Origin of the sequence: Telluria mixta (assembly GCF_029223865.1) — a bacterium.
GTDB lineage: Bacteria > Pseudomonadota > Gammaproteobacteria > Burkholderiales > Burkholderiaceae_D > Telluria > Telluria mixta.
The window spans coordinates 1,613,301-1,639,225 of sequence record NZ_CP119520.1; the positions used below are offsets into that span (position 1 = coordinate 1,613,301).

Genomic DNA, 25,925 nt, shown 5'->3' on the forward strand with positions numbered 1-25,925 from the left:
CCGCGGCGGAAATACGATTACTGCAGCTTGATTTCGACGTCAACGCCAGCCGGCAGGTCCAGCTTCATCAGCGCGTCGACGGTCTTGTCGGTCGGGTCCACGATGTCCATCAGACGCTGGTGCGTACGGATTTCGAACTGGTCGCGCGAGGTCTTGTTGACGTGCGGGGAACGCAGCACGTCGAAACGCTGGATGCGGGTCGGCAGCGGAACCGGGCCCTTGACGACTGCGCCGGTGCGCTTGGCGGTGTCGACGATTTCCAGAGCGGACTGGTCGATCAGCTTGTAGTCGAACGCTTTCAGGCGGATACGGATTTTCTGATTCGGAGCGGACATGCTATTTCCTTAAAAAAGAACGAACCGGCACACGGGCCGGCAATCAATGTGTCAGGTACTGCGGATACTGCGGAGGGGACGGCAGTATAACACCGTTTTATCCCTTACTGCACAAGCAGAAGGGACAGACCTTCTGGCCTGTCCCTTCTGTCTCGTCTTTGCTACTGGATCAAGCTATTAGGCGATGATCTTGGCAACCACGCCGGCGCCGACGGTACGGCCGCCTTCGCGGATTGCGAAGCGCAGACCTTCTTCCATCGCGATCGGAGCGATCAGCTTGACGGTGATCGACACGTTGTCGCCCGGCATGACCATCTCTTTGTCGGCCGGCAGAACGATCGAGCCGGTCACGTCAGTCGTACGGAAGTAGAACTGCGGACGGTAGTTGTTGAAGAACGGGGTGTGACGACCGCCTTCGTCCTTCGACAGCACGTACACTTCGCCCGTGAAGTCGGTGTGCGGCTTGATCGAACCCGGCTTGGCCAGGACCTGGCCACGCTGGACGTCTTCACGCTTCGTGCCGCGCAGCAGCAGGCCGACGTTGTCGCCAGCTTGACCCTGGTCCAGCAGCTTGCGGAACATTTCCACGCCGGTGCAGGTCGTCTTCACGGTATCGACGATACCGACGATTTCGATCTCTTCGCCGACCTTGATGATGCCGCGCTCGACACGACCGGTCACCACGGTACCGCGGCCCGAGATCGAGAACACGTCTTCCACCGGCATCAGGAAGGCGCCGTCGACGGCACGTTCCGGGGTCGGGATGTAGGTGTCCAGGGCTTCAGCCAGGCGGATGATGCAGTCTTCGCCCATTTCGCCCTGCTGGCCTTCCAGCGCCATACGAGCCGAACCCTTGATGATCGGCAGGTCGTCGCCCGGGAACTCGTACTTCGACAGGAGCTCACGCACCTCCATTTCGACCAGTTCCAGCAGTTCTGCGTCGTCGACCAGGTCGCACTTGTTCAGGAACACGATGATGTACGGAACACCCACCTGGCGAGCCAGCAGGATGTGTTCGCGGGTCTGCGGCATCGGGCCGTCAGCGGCGGAGCACACCAGGATCGCGCCGTCCATCTGGGCAGCACCGGTGATCATGTTCTTGATGTAGTCGGCGTGGCCCGGGCAGTCGACGTGTGCGTAGTGGCGGTTGGCCGTTTCGTACTCGACGTGCGCGGTGTTGATGGTGATGCCGCGTGCTTTTTCTTCCGGAGCCGCGTCGATCTGGTCGTAGGCCTTGGCTTCGCCGCCGAATTTCTTCGACAGAACGGTTGCGATTGCAGCCGTCAGGGTGGTTTTGCCGTGGTCAACGTGACCGATGGTGCCGACGTTCACGTGCGGCTTGGTCCGTTCGAATTTACCTTTTGCCATTTTGATCTTCCTTTAAAAGAACAATATCTTATTTTTTGTAGGACAGAGCAGGTTCACCGCCCTGTCCTCGACTGATTAACTATTACTTGGCTTTTGCCGTAACGATGGCGTCCATCACATGCTTCGGTGCTTCAGCATAGTGCTTGAATTCCATCGTGTAGGTCGCACGACCCTGGGTTGCCGAACGCAGCACGGTCGAGTAACCGAACATTTCCGACAGCGGGACTTCGGCCTTGATGATCTTGCCGCCGCCACCCGGGATCTCGTCCATGCCCTGCACCATGCCGCGGCGGGACGACAGGTCGCCCATCACCGTACCGGCGTAGTCTTCCGGCGTTTCCACTTCCACGGCCATCATCGGCTCGAGGATGACCGGGTTGGCGCGACGGCAGCCTTCCTTGAATGCCATCGAACCAGCCATGCGGAACGCGTTTTCGTTCGAGTCCACGTCGTGGTACGAACCGAAGGTCAGCGTGACTTTCACGTCGACCACCGGATAGCCGGCCATCACGCCGCTCGACAGCGTCTCGCGCACACCTTTTTCGACCGCCGGGATGAATTCACGCGGAATCACACCACCCTTGATCGCGTCGATGAACTCGAAGCCCTTGCCCGGTTCCTGCGGCTCGATCGACAGCACGGCGTGACCGTACTGACCACGACCACCCGACTGCTTGACGAACTTGCCTTCGACGTCGCTGACCGACTTGCGGATCGTTTCGCGGTAAGCCACCTGCGGCTTGCCGACGGTCGCTTCCACGCCGAATTCACGCTTCATACGGTCGACGATGATCTCCAGGTGCAGCTCGCCCATACCACCGATGATGGTCTGGCCCGATTCTTCGTCGGTGCGCACGCGGAACGACGGGTCTTCCTGAGCCAGACGGTTCAGTGCCAGGCCCATCTTTTCCTGGTCGGCCTTGGTCTTCGGCTCGACGGCCTGCTGGATCACCGGCTCCGGGAACACCATCTTTTCCAGGATGATCGGGGCAGCCGGGTCGCACAGCGTTTCACCGGTCGTCGCTTCTTTCAGGCCGACAGCAGCGGCGATGTCGCCGGCGCGGACTTCCTTGATCTCTTCGCGCTGGTTCGCGTGCATCTGCAGAATACGGCCGACGCGCTCTTTCTTGCTCTTGATCGGGTTGAACACGGTGTCGCCCGACTTGATGACGCCCGAGTACACGCGGAAGAAGATCAGCTGGCCGACGAACGGGTCGGTCATGATCTTGAATGCCAGCGCAGCGAATTTCTCGTCGTCCGATGCCGTACGGGTGACCGGCTGGTCGTCCTCGTCGGTACCGCTGACCGGCGGAATGTCGACCGGCGACGGCAGGTACTCGATGACCGCGTCCAGCATGGCCTGCACGCCCTTGTTCTTGAAGGCGGTGCCGCACATCATCGGGACGATTTCCGAAGCGATCGTACGCTGGCGCAGTGCCTGCTTGATCTCGGCTTCGGTCAGCTCGCCCTCTTCGAGGTACTTGTTCATCAGGTCTTCCGACGCTTCAGCAGCGGTCTCGACCAGTTTTTCGCGCCATTCGTTGGCTTGATCGACCAGCTCGGCCGGGATCTCGCGGTAGTCGAACTTCATGCCCTGCGACGCGTCGTCCCAGTAGATCGCTTGCATCTTGACGAGGTCGACCACGCCCTTGAAGTTGTCTTCGGCGCCGATCGGGATCTGCAGCGGGATCGGGTTGGCCTTCAGGCGGGCGCGCATCTGCTCGTACACCTTGAAGAAGTTCGCACCGGTACGGTCCATCTTGTTGACGAACGCCAGACGCGGGACTTTGTACTTGTTAGCCTGACGCCACACGGTTTCCGACTGCGGCTGCACGCCGCCGACTGCACAGTAGACCATGCAGGCGCCGTCCAGGACGCGCATCGAACGCTCCACCTCGATGGTGAAGTCGACGTGGCCCGGGGTGTCGATGATGTTGAAGCGGTGCGGCTCGAAATTGTTCGCCATACCCTTCCAGAAGCAGGTCGTCGCTGCCGAGGTAATGGTGATGCCGCGCTCTTGCTCCTGCTCCATCCAGTCCATGGTAGCTGCACCGTCGTGCACTTCACCGATCTTGTGGTTCACACCGGTGTAGAACAGGATGCGCTCGGTGGTCGTCGTCTTACCGGCGTCGATGTGAGCGGAGATACCGATGTTACGGTAGCGCTCAATAGGGGTAGTGCGTGCCATAAATTTTCCTAACTTTTGAATGGACAAAACCGAGCAGCATTCTGGTGATCAAAATGAGCTCGGCCTGAACAACTGATACTGCATGGCCGCACCACCCCGGAGGCGTTCTGCCCCCAAGGGAAGTTGGCCATTCGCTTAGAAGCGGAAGTGCGAGAACGCCTTGTTCGCTTCAGCCATACGGTGGACTTCGTCACGACGCTTCATCGCGCCGCCGCGGCCTTCTGCTGCTTCCATCAGCTCGCCACCCAGGCGCTGCTGCATGGATTTCTCGCTACGCTTGTTTGCGGCTTCGCGCAACCAACGCATAGACAGGGCCATACGGCGGACCGGACGCACTTCAACCGGCACCTGGTAGTTGGCGCCACCGACGCGGCGGGACTTCACCTCGACCATCGGCTTGCAGTTGTTGATCGCGGTTGCGAACACTTCCAGCGGGTCCTTGCCCGATTTCGACTGGATGTAGTCGAAGGCACCGTAGATGATGTTTTCTGCGACCGACTTCTTGCCGGACAACATCAGGACGTTGACGAACTTGGCGAGATCGATGTTGCCGAATTTCGGATCCGGCAGAATTTCGCGCTTGGGTACTTCACGACGACGTGGCATTTCAATTCCTTCCTGTCTTCAGTTGAGTGCTTGCGCACTCGCGAAAGGCCATCAAAGCCCTTCACTTACTCGGCCTTCCGGCCGCCTCAACTAACTCAATATTAATTTACCCAGATTGCAAGAAGATTACTTCTTGGCAGCCTTGGCACGCTTGGCACCGTACTTCGAACGGGCCTGCTTACGGTCTTTCACGCCCTGGGTATCCAGTGCACCGCGGACCATGTGGTAACGCACACCCGGCAAGTCTTTCACACGACCGCCGCGGATCAGCACGACCGAGTGTTCCTGCAGGTTGTGGCCTTCACCGCCGATGTACGAAATGACTTCGAAACCGTTGGTCAGGCGGACTTTGGCGACTTTACGCAGTGCCGAGTTCGGCTTCTTCGGGGTCGTCGTGTAGACACGGGTGCAGACACCACGCTTTTGCGGGCAGTTTTCCAGTGCCGGCGACTTGCTCTTCACAACCGCGGCTTCACGCGGCTTGCGAATCAGTTGATTGATGGTTGGCATCGTTCAAAAATCCAACAAAATGACTACTAGTTAATGACCCGGGGCTCTTGCTTCCCGGGGCTGAAACCTTGTCCCGCAACTCTCTGTACAGGCGACGAAAGCCACTCACCAGCGGGAGCGGCTGTTATGCGTAAACCATGCGTAGAATAATTCGAGAACTCGCGAGTATAGACCTGAAGCGGGGCCGGGTCAACAAACTTGCTGACCAAGCACCCCGACAGCGGCGGGAGATTGCGTAAACGCTCAGTAGATGTCGTGATAACGACACAACCAGTGTACGATGGATTTCATCCGTTGTGCAGAGGGAATGGCGTTACCTGTGGCAAAAATCGGATAATAGCCGACTTCGCCCACGCTCTGCCGCATACGCACGCTCGATGTCATTCCTGCTACGCCCGCGCAACCTGTACGTCGCGCTCACTTATCTGCTCCTGTCCTGCGTGCCGTACGTGGCGCCGCTGTTCGGCCAGCCGCTGTCGCACCCCGGCCAGGTGGCCGGCATCGAACTGCTGGCCTGGCTGGGCGTATGGGGCGTGTTCAAGCGCCCGGCGTACTTCCACTGGCTGCTGCTGCCCGCCTTCCTCGCGCTGCCCGTCGAGCTTTATTTATTTGCGTTCTACGGCCAGGGGATCTCCACGCACCACCTCGGCATCATCGCGGAGACGAGTCCGGCCGAGGCCATGGAATTCCTCGGCAGCAAAGTCTGGCTGCTGGCCGGCGTCTTCCTCGGCGTGCTCGCATGGTTCGTCACGAGCTGGATCGCGGCCTGGCGCACGCGCGACCTCGACTGGGCCGACGTGTCGCGCCCCGTCGTGCTGGGCGTGCTGGCGATCGCGGCCGTTGTCTTCGCCTACGGCCTGAAATACGGCGTCGCCCCGCCGCCGCTGACGCGTGCCGCTCCGGGGTCGGCGACCGTCCGGCTCGTGAAGACGCCCGCCCCGGACAGCGTCGAACCCGCCAGCGAAGAGACCGCAGCGCCGCGCCCGTCCAGCATCCCGCGCGCCGCATCGCTGCCGCCGCTGGCGCACTGGATGAAGCTGCCGTTCGACCTGGACGCGTTCGCCCACTCGTGGCCGTTCGGCCTGGCCGCGCGCGGCGTCGATTTTTACAAGGAACGCGTCTACCTCGCCGACCTGAACCGGAGAAGCGCCCGCTTCCGCTTCGATGCGCACCTGGCCGAACCGAACGACGATCCGCAGGTGATCGTGATGGTGATCGGCGAATCGTCGCGCTACGACCGCTGGAGCCTGAACGGCTACGAGCGCGACACGAACCCGCTGCTGTCGAAGGAAGACAACCTCGTCGTGCTGCGCGACGTGATCACGTCCGTGTCGGCCACGCGCTTGAGCGTCCCCGTCATCATCTCGCGCAAGCCGGCCACGCAAAGCCTCAAGGACGGGTTCTCGGAAAAATCCTTCCTGACCGCGTTCAAGGAAGCGGGCTATAAAACGTTCTGGCTGTCGAACCAGATCTCGTTCGGCAAGTTCGACACGCCCGTGTCCGTGTTCGCGAAGGAAGCGGACGTCGTCGACTTCCTGAACCTGGGCGGCTTCACGGACAATTCCAATTACGACGAAATCCTGTTCGGCCCGCTGAAACATGCCGTCGCGGACCCGGCGCCGAAAAAGCTGATCGTGCTGCACACGCTGGGCAGCCACTGGAACTACAGCCACCGCTACCCGAAGCAGTTCGACAAATGGCTGCCGTCGCTGTACGGCATCGACAAGCCCGTCTACACGGACATCCGCATCAAGGACAAGCTGAACAACAGCTACGACAGCTCGATCCTGTACACGGACTGGTTCCTCGACCACGTGATCGGCACCTTGAAAGAGGCCGACAAGCCGGCCGCGATGCTGTACGTGGCCGACCACGGCCAGACGCTGTACGACAACAACTGCCGCCTCGCCTTCCACGGCCACAACACGCAATACGAATTCCACGTCCCCGCGTTCGCCTGGTACTCCGACTCTTACGCGGAGCGCTTCCCGGACAAGGTCACGCAACTGCGCCGCCACCGCAAGGCGAAGCTGGCGACCGAAAACATGTTCCACACACTGCTCGACCTGGGCGACGTGCGCTACCCGGACGAGCGCCTGGACTGGAGCTTCGTGAACACCGCCTTCAAGCAGCACAAGCGCTACGTCGACAGCTACGGCTGGACCGACTACGACAACGCCACCATCAAGGGCGACTGCCACGAAGTGATCGCGAAAGGCAAGCCATTGCCGCGCGACTGATGCGCCATCTCAAACCGGGGTCAGAGCCCTTTTTTGGGCAATTTCCAAAAATCGGGCTCTGACCCCGGTGGTGACCCCGGTGGTGCCGGCCGCGCCATCCACGGATAGCGGTGCGCCGGCTGCGAGGCCAGCAGGTACAGGAACGCCCAGGCAAGGCGGGCGAGACGGTGACACAAGGTGCTGGCAAAGGTGGACATCGGTGCTCCGCTGCGTGATCGTCCTCCATCCCATGCAAGGTCGATGCCCGCCCGCGTCGACGGCGATGGCGCGCTGCCCGCGTGAGAAACGCACCAGATCGGCGCACGGACGCACCGCCGCGGCGCGTCATACGCATGCGCGGAGCACACACACACGGGCAAAGCCCGGCCGGACCCGGCTGGCACCGTTCTTGCAAATTGAACCTGCAACGAGAGGTGGGCCGGTGTCGGCATCGCGCACATCTCTAAATGGTGGCTAGGGTTCCGACCGCGCACGCGGTGCTGGTCCGAGAGCTGCCGGTTCCCCGCCGCCACGCGGCAAGGAGCTACACGGAGGGATAAAAGCCCGGGAGGAGGACGATTGCGCCGCAATCGCCCGCCTCTCGTTCTTATCCACTTCGGGAGCTCCATCATGCGTTTCTTCCAGCACCACCGCATCCTTCGCAGTTCCATCGCAACGGTTCTCGCCCTGTGCGCGGCGCTGTCGGCCGCCGGGCCGGCACACGCCGAGGTCAAGGTCGGCCTGTCCGACTGGCCGGGGTGGGTTGCCTGGTACGTCGCGGACCAGAAGGGATTCTTCAAGCGGCACGGCGCCAACGTCAAGCTGGTCTGGTTCGGCAACTACACGGACTCCGTCTCCGCGCTGTCGGCCGGCCAGCTCGATGCCAATGCGCAGACGTGGTCGGACACCATGACCCCGCTGGCGAAGAAGGTCGACGTCAAGGCCGTGCTGGTCAACGACAACTCGGCCGGCAACGACGCGCTGATGGTCGGCCCGAAGATCAAGTCGTTCGCCGACCTGAAGGGCCGCACGGTGGCGCTGGAGCAGTTCAGCATCTCGCACTTCGTGCTCGCCACGGCACTCGCGAAGAACGGCATGAGCGTCAACGACGTCAAGATCGTCAACCTGTCCGCCGGCGATGCGGCCGCCGCGTTCGTGGCAGGACGTGTGGATGCCGCCGTCGTGTGGAACCCGTGGGTCAACAAGATCCAGACGAGCGGCAAGGGCCACGCGCTGTTCACGTCGCGCGACATGCCGGGCCTCGTGCCCGACCTGCTCGTCGCCCACGGCAAGGCCCTGCGCGACAAGACCAAGCGCCAGGAACTCGTCGGCATGATCCAGGCATGGTTCGACACGCAGGCCTTCATCCACGACCACCCGGACGAGGCGGTGCAGATCATGTCGAAAGTGGTCGGCATCAAGCCGGCCGAGTACAAGGTCTTCCTGCCCGGCACCCGCTTCTTCGACCGCGCCGACAACCAGGCCGCGCTCGACGCGAGCAAGCCGCAGTCGCTCGTCGCGGCCGGTCCCGAGATCCACAAATTCCTCAGCACGAACAAGCTGATCGCCGGCCCGGTCGACTACGCCGCCGGCATCGACGCCTCGCTGCTGGCCGACGCCCTCAAGAAGTAAGCCATGCGCGACGACTTGCCTCCCCTTGACCGCGCGGCCGGCCCGACGGTGATGCGCAACCGCCGCTCGCCGTGGGACGTGCGCGGCGACCTGCGCCGCCGCAGCGCGCTCGCGCTGGCCGTCGCCGGCTTCGTGCTGCCGCTGGCGGCATGGATCGTCGTCTCGCTGAACGGCTGGGCCGATCCCGTGTTCCTGCCGCCGCCGTGGCAGGTACTGGCCCAGCTGGGCGAGTGGTACCGCGACGGCGACCTGCTGGGCGACGTGATCGTCAGCATCGGCCGCGTGCTGGGCGGTTTCTGCGTGGCGGCCCTCGTCGCCGTGCCGCTCGGCGTGCTGGTCGGGACGTATGCCCCGGTGCGCGCCTTCCTCGAGCCGCTGACGGAATTCACCCGCTACCTGCCCGCCGTCGCGTTCATCCCCCTGATCATGCTGTGGGTCGGCATCGAGGAGAGCGCCAAGGTCGCGGTGATCTGGGTCGGCGTGTTCTTCCAGATGCTGCTGCTCGTCGCCGCCGACGTGGCACGCGTGCCGGACGCACCGATCGAAGCGGCGCGCACGATGGGCGCGACCAACGAGGAGATCATCAAGTACGTGCTGATCCCGGCCGCGCGTCCCGCGATCCTGACCACGTTGCGGGGAGCGATGTGCCTGGCGTGGACGTACCTCGTCGTGGCCGAACTGGTGGCCGCGAACTCGGGCCTCGGCTACGCAATCCTGAAGGCGCAGCGCTTCCTGCAGACCGACAAGATCTTCGCCGGCATCCTGCTGATCGGCCTCGTGGGCCTGCTCACGGACCAGGCGTTCCGCTGGCTGCACAAGCGCTGCTTTCCCTGGCATCACCTGCGAGGCTGAAACATGACACCCAAGATTGCCGTACGCGGCCTCTATAAACACTATGGCCGCGGGACCCGGCGCACGCTGGCGCTGCAGCACGTGGACCTCGACATCGCCGCCGGCGAATTCGTGACCCTGGTCGGCGCGTCCGGCTGCGGCAAGTCCACCTTGCTGCGCACGATCTGCGGCCTGGAGGAATACGAACAAGGCAGCATCGTCTGCAACGGCCGCGACGTCGACGGCCCCGGCGCCGACCGCGCCATGGTCTTCCAGAGCTACAGCCTGTACCCGTGGCTGACGGTGAAGGACAACATCCGCTTCTGCCGCCGCCTCGCGCACCACGCCGCCGCGACCTCCAGCGACGTCGAAATCGCATCCGGCCGCGCCGACGCGCTGATCGGCCTGATGGGCCTTGCGCACGTGGCGCATGCGTATCCGGCGGAACTCTCGGGCGGCATGCAGCAGCGCGTGGCGATCGCGCGGGCGCTGATGGCGCGGCCCGACGTGCTGCTGATGGACGAGCCGTTCGGCGCGCTGGACGCGCAGACGCGTGAAGTGATGCACGACCTGATCCGCCACGTCCACCATCTGGAGAAGACGACCATCGTGTTCGTCACGCACGACGTCGAGGAAGCGATCTACCTGGGCGAGCGCGTCGTCGTGATGGCGCCGCGTCCGGGGCGCATCGATTCGATCGTCGACGTGCCGTTCGACGCCCGGCGCCACCAGGACCTCAAATTGGCGCCCGAATTCTCGGCCTTGAAACGCCGGATCCTGAACCGCATCCGCGAGACGTCCGGCGTCAAGACCGACCTGGAACAGCTCGAAAAACTCACCCGTACCGCACAAGACTGACGGAGGCACCATGCAGCTCACCGAACAAACCAATGAACTGGCACCGGACCTGGACCCGGCCCGCGTGCTGTGGACCGAACGCTTCCCCGGTGGCGCGCACTGGTCCTATCGCGTCCGGCGCGGCACCACGCTGCGCTTCATCGCGGCGGAAGCCGGCGCCAACGCCTCCGTGCTGCTGTATCGCGCCGACGAGCGCATGGAGCGCCTGAACCTGCCGGACACGCTGAAGGCCCAGCACACCGCGCACCTGACGGCGGGCCACGTGCTGTACTCGGACATGGGCCGCATTCTCGCCTCGATCCCGCGCGACACCGTGGGCTGGCACGACCCGCTGTGCGGCCTGTCGGACGCGGAAGGCATCGCGCGCCGCCACGGCGTCAAACGCTACCAGGAACACCGCAACGCGATGCACCGCAACGGCAAGGACAGCCTGCTCGTCGAGATGGGCAAGTGGGGCCTGGGCCTGCGCGACCTCGTGCCGAACGTGAACCTGTTTTCCAAAGTGGCCGTCGATGCGGACGGGCGCTTCCGCTTCGCCGAGAACCACGCGAAGGCCGGCGACTTCGTCGAGCTGCGCTTCGAGATGGACACGCTGGTGCTGGTCTCGACCGCGCCGCATCCGCTCGACCCGCGCCCCGAGTACGCGCCGGGCAAGGTCGCCATCGTCGCGTGGGATTCCGGCCCCGCCGGCAGCGACGACATCTGCCGCCTGTCGTGCCCGGAAAACGCCCGCGGCTACACCAACACCGAAATGATCTACCGCTGAGGAGACCGTCATGCACACCCTGCGCGAAAGCCCGCTCGATCCCGCCGCCGCCCTCGCCATCCACGACCTGCCGGCGGGCGAGCCGTGGCTGCACGAAGTCAAACGCGGCCAGACGCTGCGCATCGTCGACCTGGAGGGCAACCAGGCCGTCGACACGATCTTCTACAACGCCGCCGACACGGCCGAGAGCTACAGCGTCACCGACACGCTGCAGCGCCAGGGCGGCATCTACCTGTCCGCCGGTTCCGTGCTGTATTCGAACCGCGGCCGGCCGATGTTGTCTATCGTGGCCGACACGTGCGGCCGCCACGACACCTTGGGCGGTGCCTGCGCGGCCGAGAGCAACACCGTGCGCTACGCGCTGCAAAAGAAATTCATGCACAGCTGCCGCGACAACTATCTGCTCGCCCTCGCCCGTGCGGACATCGGGATGGACAAGCGCGACCTCGTCCCCAACGTGAACTTCTTCATGAACGTGCCGGTGACGGAAGACGGCGGCCTGTCGTTCGAAGACGGCCTGTCCGCGCCGGGCAAGTACGTCGAGCTGCGCGCCGAGATGGACGTGCTGGTGCTCGTGTCGAACTGCCCGCAGCTGAACAACCCGTGCAATGCCTACAACCCCACCCCGGTCCGCTTCGTGATCTGGGATGCCGCCTGAAAGACCGCCATGTTCGACAAGATCCTGATCGCCAACCGCGGCGAAATCGCCTGCCGCGTGATCCGCACCGCGCGCCGCCTCGGCATGAAGACGGTGGCCATCTATTCCGAGGCCGACGTCGAATCGCTGCACGTGCGCCTGGCCGATGAAGCCGTGTGCGTGGGCCCGGCCGCGGCCAGCGAAAGCTATCTGTCGGCCGAACGCGTGCTCGCCGCGGCACGCCGCACCGGCGCGCAGGCGATCCACCCCGGCTACGGCTTCATGAGCGAGAACGCCGGCTTCGCGGAAGCGTGCGCGCAGGCGGGCATCGTGTTCGTCGGTCCGACGCCGCAGCAGATGCGCGACTTCGGCCTGAAGCACACGGCGCGCGAACTGGCGCAGCAGGCGGACGTGCCGCTGCTGCCGGGCACCGGCCTGCTGGACAGCGTCGAAGACGCGCTCGCGCAAGCGCACCGCATCGGCTATCCCGTCATGTTGAAAAGTACGGCGGGCGGCGGCGGCATCGGCATGCGCCTGTGCCGCGACGACGACGAACTGGCCGGCGCCTACGCGTCCGTGCGCCACCTGTCCGAGAACAACTTCAAGAACAGCGGCATCTACCTGGAAAAATTCGTGCAGCGCGCGCGCCACGTCGAAGTACAGATCTTCGGCGACGGCCGCGGCAACGTCGTGTCGCTGGGCGAGCGCGATTGCTCCGTCCAGCGCCGCAACCAGAAGGTGATCGAGGAAACGCCCGCCCCCGGCCTGTCGGACGGCACGCGCCACGCGCTGGCCGCCACCGCCGTGCGCCTGGGCGCGTCGATCGGCTACCTGTCGGCCGGCACCGTCGAATACGTACTGGACGCCGACACGGGCGCGTTCTACTTCCTCGAAGTGAACACGCGCCTGCAGGTGGAACACGGCGTGACGGAAGAAGTGTTCGGCGTCGACCTCGTCGAATGGATGATCCGCGCGGCCGCCGGCGAACTCACGCTGCCGGAGCAGGCGTCGCTCGTGCCGAACGGCCACGCGATGCAGCTGCGCGTGTACGCGGAAGACCCGGCGCGCAACTTCCAACCCTGCTCCGGCGTACTGACGGCCGTCGAATTCGCGCCCGGCCTGCGCGTGGACACATGGGTCGAGCGCGGCGTCACCGTCAGCCCGTACTATGACCCGCTGCTGGCCAAGCTGATCGTCAAGTCGGACAGCCGCGAGGAATCGGTGGCCATGCTGGCAAACGCGCTCGAAACGTCGCGCATCGACGGCATCGAGACCAATCTCGCCTACCTCGCGCGCATCCTGCGCTACGACGATTTCGTCGCCGGCCGCCAGATCACGCAGATGCTGGCCGCGATGGACTTCGCGCCGCAGACCGTGGAAGTGCTGGACGGCGGCATCCAGACTACGGTGCAGGATTATCCGGGCCGCCAGGGCCTGTGGGCCGTCGGCATCCCGCCGTCCGGCCCGATGGACGCGTACGCACACCGCGTGGCGAACCACCTGCTCGACAACGACGCGGCGGCGCCCACGCTGGAGATGACCCTGCAGGGCGCCACCCTGCGTTTCAACTGCGCGTGCACGATCGCACTGGCCGGCGCCGACCTCGGCGCCAGCGTGTCGGGCACGGATGGCAAGCGCGAACTCGCCAACTGGGGCGTGCACGCCATCGCCTCCGGCGAAACGCTGCGCTTTGCCGGCGTTCGCGGTGCAGGCGTGCGCGCCTATCTCGCGTTCGCGGGCGGCGTCGACGTGCCCGAATATCTCGGCAGCCGCGCCACGTTCACGCTGGGCCAGTTCGGCGGCCACGGCGGCCGCGCCGTGCGCGCGGGCGACATGCTCAAGCTGAAGCCCGTGCCGGCGCAGCCCCGCGCCATCGCACCCGCCGCGCTGCCCGCGTATGCGCACCACTGGGACATCGCCGTACACTACGGCCCGCACGGCGCGCCCGACTTCTTCACGGACGACGACATCGCCATGTTCTTCGGTACGGACTGGCAGGTGCACTTCAATTCCAGCCGTACCGGCGTGCGCCTCGTCGGCCCCAAGCCGCGCTGGGCGCGCACGGACGGCGGCGAAGCGGGCCTGCACCCATCGAACATCCACGACAACGCCTACGCCATCGGCTCCATCGACTTCACCGGCGACATGCCCGTGATCCTCGGCCCGGACGGCCCGAGCCTGGGCGGCTTCGTGTGCCCCGCCGTGATCGTGTCCGCGGACCTGTGGAAGATGGGCCAGCTGAAGCCGGGCGACACGGTGCGCTTCCACCGCGTGTCCGTCGACGAGGCGGCGGCCCTGCGCGCGGCGCTGGAAGCCGTGTTCGAACGGACCGACGCGGTGCCCGTGTGGACGCCGCCGGTGTCGACGTCAGGCCAGGCGCAGCCGGCCGTCGCGGGCGAAGCGGCGCTGCCGGACGGCACCCGGGTCGTGTTCCGCCGCGCCGGCGACGACTACCTGCTGGTGGAATTCGGCGACCTCGCGCTGGACATCAACCTGCGCTTCCGCGTACATGCGCTGATGTGCGCGCTGGAAGAGGCGCGCCTCGATGGCGTCGTCGACCTCACACCGGGCATCCGTTCGCTGCAAGTCCACTTCGACCATCGCCGCCTGAGCGCGGCGCACCTGCTGGAACGGGTCGGCGCGCTGCTGGCGGCGCAGGGCCCCGTCGAGGACATGGTGGTCCCGTCGCGCATCGTGCACCTGCCGCTGGCCTGGAACGACACGCAGACACGTCTCGCGATCCAGAAGTACGAGACGACCGTCCGCCCGGACGCGCCCTGGTGCCCCAGTAATATCGAGTTCATCCGCCGCATCAACGGCCTGGACTCCATCCGCGACGTGTACGACGTCGTGTTCAAGGCAAGCTACATGGTGCTGGGCCTGGGCGACGTCTACCTCGGCGCGCCCGTCGCGACGCCGGTCGATCCGCGCCACCGCCTCGTGACGACGAAGTACAACCCGGCGCGCACGTGGACACCGGAAAACGCCGTCGGCATCGGCGGCGCCTATCTGTGCGTGTACGGCATGGAAGGCCCGGGCGGCTACCAGTTCGTCGGCCGCACGGTGCAGATGTGGAACCGCTACCGCCAGACGGCCAGCTTCCGCGACGGCAAACCGTGGCTGCTGCGCTTCTTCGACCAGATCCGCTTCTACGAAGTGACGGAAGACCGCCTGCTCGAACACCGGCGCGACTTCCCGCTCGGCCGCTTCGACGTGCGCATCGAGGAGACCACGTTCTCGCTGGCCGACTACAACGCGTTCCTCGCGCGCGAAGCGGATGCCATCGCCGCGTTCAAGACGCGCCAGCAGGCCGCGTTCGAAGCCGAGCGCGAACGCTGGCGCACGAGCGGCCAGGCCGAATGGGTCAGCGAGGAAGCCAGCAGCGACGCCGCGGAACTGGCCGATCTGCCCGATGGCAGCCAGTACCTGTCCGCCGTTGTCCCCGGCAGCGTGTGGAAGATCGTCGTGCCGGCCGGCGCCGCCGTGCGCGCGGGCGACACGCTGGCGATCTTCGAGTCGATGAAGATGGAAATCCCCGTCGTCGCCACCGCCGACGGCGTGCTGAACGAATGGCTCGTCGCCGAGGGCAAGCCCGTCGCCGCCGGCCAGCGCATCGCCGTCTTCACTCCCGCTTCCTGAATCCGTATCCCATCCAAACAAGGAGTCCCGCATGCACGACAAGAAGATCATTCTCGCCATTGCCACCCTGCTGCTTACTGGCGCCGCTCATGCCGACGACGCGCCCGCGTTCACCGGCCACGTCGACCTGGTCAGCAAATATATCCTGCGCGGCGTCAGCTCGACCTATGGACCCGGCCTGCCGGGCCTGGGCAACGCCGGCGCGGACGCACCCGAGTCGGACCAGCCCGCGCTGCAATGGGGCGTGGACTGGAACGATCCGTCCGGCTTCTTCCTCGGCTACTGGGCGTCGCAGATCAACTACTCGTACAAGCGCCTGGGCGAGTCGTATGCCGATCGCAGCATCGCCGACTTCCAGCACAAGAAATCGATCGAGAACGACTTCTACGGCGGCTACAACGGCAAGGTGGGCGAATTCGGCTACACGGTCGGCCTGACCGGCTATTACTACGTCAACGGCGAACACGCCAACGCGTTCGAAACCAAGCTGGGGGCCAGCTACGGCCCGTTCAGCGTGACGGCGCAGACGCTGCTCAAGGACGTCGTGTGGGGCAACCAGGGCGACACCTACTGGACGCTCGCCGCGAGCCAGCCGCTCCCGCACGACATCACCCTCTCCGCCACGCTGGGCTTCTACACGTACCACAAGGAAGGCCGCTACCTGGGCACGATCGACACGCTGACCGGCACGCGCTGCGCGGCCGGCACGAGCTTCATCGTCAACGGCTGCTTCGCCGGCGGCGCGCCGTCGTCCGGTGGCTGGCGCCATCTGACGATCGGCTTCACGCAGCCGCTCGGCGCCGGCTTCACGTGGGGCCTGCAAGGACTCGTGGGCGGCGACAACCGCTACGGCGTCAAGCAGGGCAACCGCCTGCTGGCCACCCTCAGCTACGGCTTCTGACCATTCTTCGGGAGACATCATGACGATCGCCGACATCCACGCCGCCTATCTGAGCGGCACGTCCACGCCCAGCCACCACATCGAGGACGTGCTGGCCCGCATCGCCGCGGCGGACCGCCCCGAGATCTGGATCCACCGCGCCGACGCATCCGACCTGCTGGCGCAGGCCCGCGCGCAGGACGCCGTGCTGGCGGCGGACGGCGCCGCCGCGCTGGACCGCCTGCCGCTGCTGGGCATTCCGTTCGCCGTCAAAGACAACATCGACGTGGCCGGCATGCCTACCACGGCCGCCTGTCCCGCCTTCGCGTACGTGCCGGACGCCTCCGCACCGGTGGTGCAGAAGCTCGTCGCGGCGGGGGCGCTGCTGGTCGGGAAGACGAACCTGGACCAGTTCGCGACGGGCCTCGTCGGCACGCGCTCGCCGTACGGCGCCGTGAGGAACGCGATCGACCCGGACTATGTGTCGGGCGGTTCCAGCTCCGGCTCGGCCGTCGCCGTGGCGCTGGGGATGGCCGCCTTCGCGCTCGGCACAGATACCGCAGGCTCCGGCCGCGTGCCCGCAGGCCTGAACGGCATCGTCGGCCTCAAGCCCACGCGTGGCCTGCTCTCGACGCGCGGCGTCGTGCCGGCCTGCCGCACGCTCGATTGCGTGTCCGTGTTCGCGGCCGACGTGGCCGACGCGTGGAAGGTGGTGCAGGCCGCGGCCGGGTACGATGCCGCCGATCCTTACTCGCGTACGATCCCGATGCGGGGCGTGCGCCGGCGCGGCTATCGCATTGCCGTGCCCGCGCAACTGGAATTCTTCGGCGACGCCGCCGCGAAAGCCGCGTTCGAAGCGACGCTCGCGCGCCTGCGCGACCTGCCCGGCTGCACCTTCGGCACCGTCGACTATGCGCCGTTCCGCGACGCCGCCGCCCTGCTCTACCAGGGCCCGTGGGTCGCCGAGCGCCATGCTGCCGTCGGCGCCTTCATCGACGCGCAGCCGGATGCCGCGCATCCCGTGGTGGCCGGCATCATCGGGCAAGCGCAGGAGTACGACGCGACCGCTGCGTTCCAGGGCCACTACCGGCTGGCGGCGCTGCGCCGCGCGGCCGAGGAAGCGCTGGCGGACTACGATATCCTGCTCGTGCCGACGACGCCGACCATGCCGCGCATCGCCGACGTGCTGGAACGCCCCGTGGAACTGAATTCGCAGCTGGGGTATTACACGAACTTCGTGAACTTCTTCGACATGGCCGCGCTGGCCGTGCCAGGGGTTGCCCGTGCGGACGGCCTGCCGGCGGGCGTCACGCTGATCGGCGCCGCCGGCAGCGACCACCTGCTGGCGACGGCCGCCGCAGCGCTGCTCGGCGGCGCGGATGCCGACGCGCTGGCCGCCGATCCGCTGCCGTTCGTCGAGCCCACGGTGCGGGTCGCGGTCGTCGGCGCGCACCTGGCGGGCCAACCGCTGAACTGGCAACTGCTGGAACGGGGCGCGCGCAAGGTGGCGGCCACGCACACGGCGCCGCACTACCGCCTGTATGCGCTGCCGGGCACGACGCCACCGAAGCCGGGGCTCGCACGGGTCGAACGCGACGGCACGGCGATCGAGGTCGAAGTGTGGGAACTGCCGCTGCGCCGTTTCGGCGAATTCGTGGCCGAGATCCCGGCGCCGCTGGGCATCGGCTCGCTCGAACTGGCGGGCGGCAGCCGGGTCAAGGGTTTCATCTGCGAACCGGCCGCCATCGCCAATGCCACGGACATCAGCGTGTTCGGCGGGTGGCGCGCATACCTGTCACGCCGGTCGGCTTGAACACCGGGGTCAGAGCCCGATTTTTGGAAATTTCCCAAATTCGGGCTCTGACCCCGAATTTACCGCGCCACGTCACCACGCTCCTTTCCAGACATCAAGACCGTCCGCACTGTCCGTCCATGCCGGCCCCGGACAGTCGCGGACGCAACCGTGCCGCTGTCCGCACCAATGAAATCAATGACTTAGCGGCTGGCATGGATCATGCAAATACGACACTGTCCACAACCCGTGTCCACATCATGATCCGCGATACATCCCAACAAGACGCCGTCATCGCCCCGCCCCCGGGCCACAAGCTGAAGCGTCGCGCACTCTGGATCGGCAGCGCCGTCGCGGTCGCCGCCCTGTGCGCCGGCCTCGTGTCGACGTGGCGCGGCAGCGAAGCCTCTGTCAGCGCGTCGCGCCTGCGCATCGCCGAGGTTACGCGCGGCACGCTCGTGCGCGACGCCTCCGTCAACGGCCGCGTCGTCGCCGCCGTCAGCCCGACCCTGTATGCCAAGGCGCCCGCCACCGTCAACCTGAAGGTCGCCGCCGGCGACACGGTCAAAAAGGGGCAAGTGCTGGCCGTGCTCGAATCGCCCGACCTGACGGACGTGCTGAAACGCGAGACGTCCGCGTACGAAGGCCTGAAGGCCGAGGTGGCGCGCCAGCAGATCCTGTCGCGCAAGCAGAAGCTGCTGGCGCAGAAGGAGGCCGACACCGCCGAGATCGACCGCCTGTCCGCCCAGCGCACGCTGGAGCGCTACGACAGCGTGGGCCAGCTCGGCGTCATCGCCAAGATCGATTACCAGAAAGCGAAGGACGCGGTGCAGTCCGCGCAGATCCGCGCGAAGCACGCCACGCAGGCGGCCAGCCTGGAAAGCGAGGACGTCGCGCTCGCGATCAAGACAAAGCTGAACGACCTGGAACGCGCGCGCCTGTCGATGGAAGAGGCGCAGCGCCGCGTCGACGAACTGACCGTGCGCGCGCCTGTCGACGGCTTCATCGGCACGCTGAACGTGCAGGACCGCATGGTCGTCGCCGCGAACGCGCCGCTGATGACGCTCGTCGACCTGTCGAAACTCGAGGTCGAGATCGAGGTGCCGGAAACGTATGCGGCCGACCTGGGCCTGGGCATGAACGCCGAGGTCACGCTCCCCGCGGGCACGGCGACGGGCAAGCTGTCGGCGCTGTCGCCGGAAGTCGTCAAGAGCATGGTGCTGGCGCGCGTGCGCTTCGACGGCGAGCAGCCGAAGGGCCTGCGCCAGAGCCAGCGCGTGACGGCACGCCTTCTCATCGAAGAAAAGCCGAACGTGCTGATGGTGGCGCGCGGCCCGTTCGTCGAAAGCGAGGGCGGACGCTATGCCTACGTCGTGCGCGACGGGATCGCCACGCGCACGCCGATCCGCATGGGCGCCACCAGCATGTCGGCCGTCGAAATCCTCTCGGGCGTGAAGCAGGGCGACAAGGTCGTCGTCGCCGGCACCGACGCCTTCAGCAATGCCCAACGCGTCTCGATCAATCAGTAACCAACCCAAAGGACAAGCCATGCTGCGCATGACCAATCTCTCCAAGGTATACCGCACCCACATGATCGAGACGCACGCGCTGCGCGGCTTCGAGATCGAAGTCCGCGAAGGCGAGTTCGTCACCGTGACCGGCCCGTCCGGGTCGGGCAAGACGAGCTTCCTCAACATCGCCGGCCTGCTCGAGGAATTCACCTCCGGCGAGTACATCCTCGACGGCGTCAACGTGAAGGGCCTGGACGACAACGCCCGCTCGCGCCTGCGCAACGAAAAGCTGGGCTTCATCTTCCAGGGTTTTAACCTGATCCCGGACCTGAACCTGTACGACAACGTCGACGTCCCGCTGCGCTACCGCGGCTTCAACGCGGCCGAGCGCAAGAAGCGCATCGAGGACGCGCTGGCCAAGGTCGGCCTGGCGTCGCGCATGAAACACTATCCGGCCGAGCTGTCTGGTGGCCAGCAGCAGCGCGTGGCCATCGCGCGCGCGCTGGCGGGCTCGCCGAAACTGCTGCTGGCGGACGAACCGACCGGCAACCTCGATACGCAGATGGCGCGCGGCGTGATGGAACTGCTGGAAGAGATCAATGCGGCCGGCACGACGATCCTGATGGTCACGCACGACCCGGAACTGGCCGTGCGCACCACGCGCAACGTGCACATCATCGACGGCCAGGTGTCGGACCTCGTGCGCCGCGGCCCGACCCTGGTCGACACGAAATCCGCCACGGCCACCGTCTGAGGAGACCAACGTGTTCGGCTATTACTTCAAACTCGGGGTGCGCAGCCTGCGCCGCAATCCCGCCCTCACCGCGCTGATGGTGCTGACCCTGGCCGTCGGCGTGGCCGCCAGCGTGTCCACGCTGACGATCCTGCACATGATGTCGAGCGACCCGATCCCGCAGAAAAGCACCCGGCTGTTCGTGCCGCTGATCGACAACGGCCCGGTCGAGGGCTACACGCCGGGCGAGGATCCGGACGACATCCAGATCAGCTACAAGGACGCCGTCAACCTGCTCAAGGGCGGCCAGGGCGTGCGCCGCACGGCGCTGTACGGCGTCTCCGCGCCGATCCAGCCGCCGCGCGCGGACATCCAGCCGTTCAACCTGTCCGGTCTCGCGCCCTCGCGCGACTTCTTCGCCATGTTCGACGTGCCCTTCATCCACGGCCAGGCCTGGACGGAACAGGACGAAGCGCGCGGCGCCGACGTCGTGGTCCTCAGCCGCGAGATCGCCGAAAAACTGTACGGCGACGCCAATCCCGTCGGCCAGCGCGTCATGCTGATGGGCTTCCCGTTCACCATCGTGGGCGTGATCGACAACTGGATGCCGCTGCCGCGCTTCTATCGCCTGAACGGCGGCGTGCGCTACGGCGCCGGCGAGGAATTCTTCATCCCGTTCGCGACGTCCATCCGTCACGAACTCACGCACAACGGCAGCATGAGCTGCTCGACGAACTCCGGCCCCGGCTTCGCCGCGCGCCTGGCATCCGAGTGCACCTGGATCACGGTGTGGTTCGAAACGGCATCCGCCGGCGAGCGCGCCGACCTGCAGGCCTGGCTCGACAACTATGCGGCCGACCAGCGCAAGCTGGGCCGCCTGAAGCGCAACGCCGTCAACCGCCTGTACGACGTGCCCGAATGGCTGGTGTTCACGAAGGTCGTCGGCAAGGACAGCAAGCTGCAGACCTGGCTCGCCTTCGGCTTCCTCGCGCTGTGCCTCGTGAACACCATCGGCCTGCTGCTGGCGAAGTTCTCGGTGCGCGCGTCCGAGATCGGCGTGCGGCGCGCGCTGGGCGCCTCGCGTACCGACATCTTCCGCCAGTTCCTCATCGAGACCGGCGTCGTGGGTCTCGTCGGCGGCGTGCTGGGACTCGTCCTCGCGTTCGGCGCGCTGGCGCTGATTTCCATGCAGGGCAAGCAGACCGCCGCCGTGGCCCACATGGACTGGCAGATGCTGTTCGTGACCTTCGTGATGTCGGTCGGTGCCGCCATCCTCGCCGGCCTCTTGCCGACCTGGCGCGCCTGCCAGGTCACGCCCGCCATCCAGCTCAAATCGCAGTAAGGAGACCGTCATGGAAATCCGTCCCATTTTGTCCGCGCTGTTGCGCAACAAGACCGGTCCGATCCTCGTCGCACTGCAGGTCGCCCTGAGCCTGGCGATCCTGGCCAACGCGGCCCACATCGTCAACGAACGACGCGCCGTCGCCGCGCGGCCGTCCGGCCTGTCCGACGAACATTCGACGTTCTACGTCACGGTGCGCAGCCTGTCGAACGACACGCCGGAGCAGCGCCTCGCCAACATCAAGCGCCAGACCGCGCTGCTGCGCGCCGTCGGCGGCGTGGCGTCGGTCGCCCACGTCAGCCAGATGCCGCTGTCGCGCAGCGGCAGCAACACCGGCGTCGCCGTCAACGACCGCCAGGACAAGCCGAGCGCCGTCGCCTCGCAATACGTCTCGGGCGATTCGCTCGTGCAGACCTTCGGCCTGAAACTGGTCGAAGGCCGCGACTTCCTGCCGGGCGAACTCCTCGACATCAACGAGGACACGACGGCCGACCCGCCGCCCCAGGTCATGCTGACGAAACCGCTGGCGGACAAGCTGTGGCCGGACCAGCCGGCCGTCGGCAAGACGATGTACTTCGGTACCGGCAAGGACGCGCGCGGCGTGCAGGTGGTCGGCGTCGTGCAAGGCCTGATGAGCGCCCACGCCGAAGTCGGCGAACGGGGCGAACAGTCCGTGATCATGCCGGGACGCCTGTACGGCAGCGAACCGGTTGTCCTGTATGCGGTCCGCACCGAGCCGGGCCAGCGCGACCGCGTGATGAAGGAAGCGGAGGAAGCGCTGCACAAGTCGTCGGCCACGCCGATGATCACGAAACTGAAGACCGTCGACGAAGACCGCAAGGACCGCTACCGCGCCGACGTCGCGCTGCAGTGGATGCTCGTCACCGTGAGCGTGCTGCTCCTCCTGATCACCGCCAGCGGCATCGTCGGCATGGCCAGCCTGTGGGTCACGCAGCGCCGCAAGCAGATCGGCGTGCGCCGCGCGCTGGGCGCGAAGAAGACCGACATCCTGCGCTATTTCATCACGGAGAACTTCATGATCACGAGCGCCGGCGTGTTCGGCGGCGTGGCGCTGGGCCTCGCGCTGAACCAGCTCCTCGTCAGCAAGCTGGAGATGGCGCGCCTGCCGGCCGGCTATCTCGTGTTCGGCGCCCTCGGCTTCTGGCTGCTGGGCGTGGCGGCGGCGTACGGTCCCGCATGGCGCGCGGCCAGCATTTCGCCGGCGACGGCGACCCGCAGCGTGTGACCCGGCAGTGATATGCTAGCGGGCATGCCTACCGTATTGATCATCGATGACAACGCCGCCGTCGGCATCGCGCTCGACGTGCTGTTCTCGCTGCACGACATCGCCTCGCTGCGCGCCGCCTCGCCCGAGGAAGGCCTCGCCCTCCTCGCGCGCGAGCAGGTCGACCTCGTCATCCAGGACATGAACTTCACGGCCGACACCACGTCGGGCGAGGAAGGCGTGGCGCTGTTCCGGGAAATCCGGAAACAATATCCGGACCTGCCGGTGATCCTGCTGACGGCGTGGACGCACCTGGACGCGGCCGTCGACCTGATCAAGGCCGGCGCCGCCGACTACCTGTCGAAACCGTGGAACGACGACCGCCTGCTCGCGACGGTGACGAACCTGATCGAGCTGGGGCAAGCCAACCGCGCGCTGGGCCAGCGCCTGCAGCGCGAACGCCGTGCGCGGCGCGAACTGGAACAGAATTTCGACCTGCGCGGCCTCGTATGGGCCGACCCGGCCACGGAGCGCGTGCTGAGCCTCGCCTGCCAGGTGGCGCGCGCCGACGTGCCGATCCTGATCACGGGACCGAACGGCACGGGCAAGGAACGCATCGCCGACATCATCCAGGCGAATTCGATGGTCCGCGACGGCCCGTTCGTCGTGCTGAACTGCGGCGCGCTGCCGTCGGAACTGATCGAGGCGGAGCTGTTCGGCGCCGATGCCGGCGCGTACACGGGCGCATCGAAGGCGCGCGAAGGCAAATTCGAAGCGGCCGACGGCGGCACCTTGTTCCTCGACGAGATCGGCAACCTGCCGCTGGCCGGGCAGATGAAACTGCTGCGCGTGCTGGAGACCGGGCGCTTTGAACGCCTCGGCTCCAACCGCGAGCGCCAGGTGAAGGTGCGCGTGATCAGCGCGACGAACGCGGACCTCGCGGCGATGATCCGCGCCGGCACCTTCCGCGAAGACTTGTACTACCGCCTGAACGTGATCGAACTGAAGCTGCCGGCACTCGCCGCGCGTCCGGGCGACATCCTGCCGCTGGCGCACGGCTTCCTCCCCCGCGGCAAGATCCTGCATCCCGGTGCGGAAGCCGCCCTGCTCGCGCACAACTGGCCGGGCAACGTGCGCGAACTGAAAAACGTGATGGCGCGCGCGAACCTGCTGGCCCAGGGCGACGTGATCAAGGCGCCCGACCTCGGCCTGCCGCTGCCGGCCCATGCCGCGCTCGACGCGGAGCCGGACCGTGAAGCCATCACGCAGGCGCTGGCGCGCGCGGGCGGCGTGATTGCGCAGGCGGCGGCGGAGCTCGGACTGTCGCGCCAGGCTTTATACCGCCGCATGGAGAGGTTGGGTATCGCCCGCGCCGCATGAAATTCCGGCTGTCGCTCGTCACGCGCTGGTCGGCGCTCGTCGGCACCTTGCTGGCGGTCGGGATCATCATCGCACTGGCGCTCGACCATTTGCTGCCGGGCCGCCCGCTCGCCGTGCTGGGCATCTGCCTGCTGTGCGTCGTGCCGATTTCCATCATCACCCTGCGCTCGCAGGTGCAGCCGATCCTGTCGCTGTTTCGCGCGTTGGAGGGCACGGTCACCAGCTACCGCGACGGCGATTTTTCGTTCAGCCTGCACTGGCCGCAGAACGACGAACTGTCCGACCTCATCGCCGCCCACAACGCGCTGGGCGAAGTGCTGCGCGAGCAGAGACTGGACCTCGTGCAGCGCGAACTGCTGCTCGACACGATGGTGCAGAACACGCCCGTCGCCATGCTGCTCGTGACGGAGCCGCCGGGCGCGGCCGACCGCGTCATTGTCTATGCCAACGTGGCGGCGCGCCAGCTGCTGTTCGAGGGCCATAAGCTGGAAGGCCATGCGCTGCACGACGTGCTGCAAAAGACGCCGGCGCTCGTGGAAGCGCTGGCACGCGGGGGCGACGGCTTGTTCACGGCCGGCGACGGCGAGGAGGAGGAGGTTTATCACCTCGCCCGCCGCAACTTCAGCCTGAACGGCCGGCGCCACGAACTGCTGCTGCTGCGCCAGTTGACGGCCGAGCTGCGGCGCCAGGAAGTGCAGACGTGGAAAAAAGTCATCCGCGTCATCAGCCACGAATTGAACAACTCGCTGGCCCCGCTCGCATCGCTCGCCCACTCCGGCACGGAGCTCGTGCGGCGCGGCCAGACGGAGCGCCTGCCGCAGATCCTGCAAACCATCGGCGAACGCACGCGCCACCTCGAGAGCTTCATCCTCGGCTACGCGCGCTTCGCGAAGCTGCCGGCACCGCGCCTGGAGACGATCGCCTGGTCCGACTTCGTGGCCGGGCTGGCGGACCAGGTCGCGTTCCGCCTGGGTGGAGAGCTGCCGGAGACGCCGGCCCACATCGACCGCGCGCAGATGGAACAGGCGCTGCTCAACCTGCTGAAGAACGCCCACGAATCCGGCTCGCGCCCGGAAGACGTCGAGCTGCACGTGCGGCGCGTACAGGACATCGTCCGCATCGACGTCTTCGACCGCGGCACGGGCATGAACGACGCCGTGCTGACGAATGCCCTTGTCCCGTTCTACTCGACGAAGCGCAGCGGCACGGGCCTCGGCCTGGCGCTGGCGCGCGAAATCGCCGAAGCCCACGGCGGCCGCATCACCCTCGGCAACCGCGAGGGCGGCGGCCTGGCCGTCACCCTGATCCTCCCCGCCTGAACTCGACACTTCGGGGTCAGAGCCCGGTTTTAGGAAATTGCTCAGATTCGGGGTCAGGTCCCTTTTTTCCGGCGCCATCTCGCGCATTGAACGCCGTTCCATGTACTTACCCGCACAATAGGCGATGTTGAGCGCAACGACCATTTATAATGTG

20 protein-coding genes and 1 riboswitch are annotated in these 25,925 nt (G+C 66.2%); of the genes, 15 read left to right on the forward strand and 5 right to left on the reverse strand.

The features are described 5' to 3' along the window. Nucleotides 1–17: 17 nt before the first annotated feature. The 5 genes from rpsJ to rpsL form a co-directional block, all read right to left on the reverse strand. Complete coding sequence (gene rpsJ / locus P0M04_RS07175; RefSeq protein ID WP_005663509.1) at nt 18–335, reverse strand: 30S ribosomal protein S10; 318 nt, start codon at nt 333–335, stop codon at nt 18–20. Between the two features lie 177 nt (nt 336–512). Continuing rightward, nucleotides 513–1,703: an elongation factor Tu gene (gene tuf, locus P0M04_RS07180; RefSeq protein ID WP_259448231.1), complete on the reverse strand. Its 1,191-nt coding sequence runs from the start codon at nt 1,701–1,703 to the stop codon at nt 513–515. An 82-nt stretch (nt 1,704–1,785) separates the two neighbouring features. Continuing rightward, nucleotides 1,786–3,891, reverse strand: a complete 2,106-nt coding sequence (fusA, locus tag P0M04_RS07185) for an elongation factor G (protein ID WP_259448232.1) — start codon at nt 3,889–3,891, stop codon at nt 1,786–1,788. Nucleotides 3,892–4,026: 135 nt separating this feature from the next. Beyond that, on the reverse strand, nt 4,027–4,497 hold the full coding sequence (gene rpsG, locus P0M04_RS07190) for a 30S ribosomal protein S7 (protein WP_166857969.1): 471 nt from the start codon (nt 4,495–4,497) through the stop codon (nt 4,027–4,029). Between the two features lie 126 nt (nt 4,498–4,623). Continuing rightward, nucleotides 4,624–5,007 (reverse strand): 30S ribosomal protein S12, encoded by a 384-nt coding sequence (rpsL, locus tag P0M04_RS07195; RefSeq protein WP_036240557.1) that lies wholly within the window; start codon nt 5,005–5,007, stop codon nt 4,624–4,626. Nucleotides 5,008–5,384: 377 nt separating this feature from the next. Here rpsL and P0M04_RS07200 point away from each other — a divergent pair, with 377 nt between their 5' ends. From P0M04_RS07200 to P0M04_RS07270, 15 genes are all read left to right on the forward strand, one after another. Further along, nucleotides 5,385–7,247: a phosphoethanolamine transferase gene (locus tag P0M04_RS07200; RefSeq protein ID WP_259448233.1), complete on the forward strand. Its 1,863-nt coding sequence runs from the start codon at nt 5,385–5,387 to the stop codon at nt 7,245–7,247. Between the two features lie 442 nt (nt 7,248–7,689). Continuing rightward, nucleotides 7,690–7,799, forward strand: a riboswitch (guanidine-I (ykkC/yxkD leader). A 57-nt stretch (nt 7,800–7,856) separates the two neighbouring features. Beyond that, nucleotides 7,857–8,858, forward strand: coding sequence for an ABC transporter substrate-binding protein (locus tag P0M04_RS07205; RefSeq protein ID WP_259448234.1), 1,002 nt, complete (start codon nt 7,857–7,859; stop codon nt 8,856–8,858). A 3-nt stretch (nt 8,859–8,861) separates the two neighbouring features. Further along, complete coding sequence (locus tag P0M04_RS07210; RefSeq protein ID WP_259448235.1) at nt 8,862–9,710, forward strand: ABC transporter permease; 849 nt, start codon at nt 8,862–8,864, stop codon at nt 9,708–9,710. 3 nt (nt 9,711–9,713) lie between these two features. Then, nucleotides 9,714–10,547 (forward strand): ABC transporter ATP-binding protein, encoded by an 834-nt coding sequence (locus P0M04_RS07215; protein ID WP_259448236.1) that lies wholly within the window; start codon nt 9,714–9,716, stop codon nt 10,545–10,547. Between the two features lie 10 nt (nt 10,548–10,557). Then, on the forward strand, nt 10,558–11,313 hold the full coding sequence (locus P0M04_RS07220) for an urea amidolyase associated protein UAAP1 (protein ID WP_259448237.1): 756 nt from the start codon (nt 10,558–10,560) through the stop codon (nt 11,311–11,313). Between the two features lie 10 nt (nt 11,314–11,323). Then, complete coding sequence (locus tag P0M04_RS07225) at nt 11,324–11,971, forward strand: urea amidolyase associated protein UAAP2 (RefSeq protein ID WP_259448238.1); 648 nt, start codon at nt 11,324–11,326, stop codon at nt 11,969–11,971. Between the two features lie 9 nt (nt 11,972–11,980). Next, a complete protein-coding gene (uca, locus tag P0M04_RS07230) occupies nt 11,981–15,589 on the forward strand; it encodes an urea carboxylase (protein ID WP_259448239.1) in 3,609 nt (1,202 codons plus the stop codon). Nucleotides 15,590–15,620: 31 nt separating this feature from the next. Beyond that, on the forward strand, nt 15,621–16,490 hold the full coding sequence (locus tag P0M04_RS07235) for a TorF family putative porin (protein WP_259448240.1): 870 nt from the start codon (nt 15,621–15,623) through the stop codon (nt 16,488–16,490). Between the two features lie 19 nt (nt 16,491–16,509). Beyond that, a complete protein-coding gene (atzF, locus tag P0M04_RS07240; RefSeq protein WP_259448241.1) occupies nt 16,510–18,282 on the forward strand; it encodes an allophanate hydrolase in 1,773 nt (590 codons plus the stop codon). 239 nt (nt 18,283–18,521) lie between these two features. Beyond that, nucleotides 18,522–19,790, forward strand: a complete 1,269-nt coding sequence (locus tag P0M04_RS07245; RefSeq protein ID WP_259448242.1) for an efflux RND transporter periplasmic adaptor subunit — start codon at nt 18,522–18,524, stop codon at nt 19,788–19,790. Between the two features lie 19 nt (nt 19,791–19,809). Beyond that, nucleotides 19,810–20,526 carry an ABC transporter ATP-binding protein gene (locus P0M04_RS07250; protein ID WP_259448243.1) on the forward strand — a complete coding sequence of 239 codons (717 nt, stop codon included), beginning with the start codon at nt 19,810–19,812 and terminating at the stop codon, nt 20,524–20,526. A 10-nt stretch (nt 20,527–20,536) separates the two neighbouring features. After that, complete coding sequence (locus tag P0M04_RS07255) at nt 20,537–21,847, forward strand: ABC transporter permease (protein WP_259448244.1); 1,311 nt, start codon at nt 20,537–20,539, stop codon at nt 21,845–21,847. Nucleotides 21,848–21,857: 10 nt separating this feature from the next. Continuing rightward, the gene (locus tag P0M04_RS07260) at nt 21,858–23,093 is read left to right on the forward strand and encodes an ABC transporter permease (protein WP_259448245.1); all 1,236 of its coding nucleotides are present in this window, start codon (nt 21,858–21,860) and stop codon (nt 23,091–23,093) included. Nucleotides 23,094–23,117: 24 nt separating this feature from the next. Next, nucleotides 23,118–24,452: a sigma-54-dependent transcriptional regulator gene (locus P0M04_RS07265; RefSeq protein ID WP_259448246.1), complete on the forward strand. Its 1,335-nt coding sequence runs from the start codon at nt 23,118–23,120 to the stop codon at nt 24,450–24,452. After that, complete coding sequence (locus P0M04_RS07270) at nt 24,449–25,771, forward strand: sensor histidine kinase (RefSeq protein ID WP_259448247.1); 1,323 nt, start codon at nt 24,449–24,451, stop codon at nt 25,769–25,771. The genes P0M04_RS07265 and P0M04_RS07270 overlap by 4 nt, the downstream gene beginning before the upstream one ends. Nucleotides 25,772–25,925 lie beyond the last annotated feature (154 nt).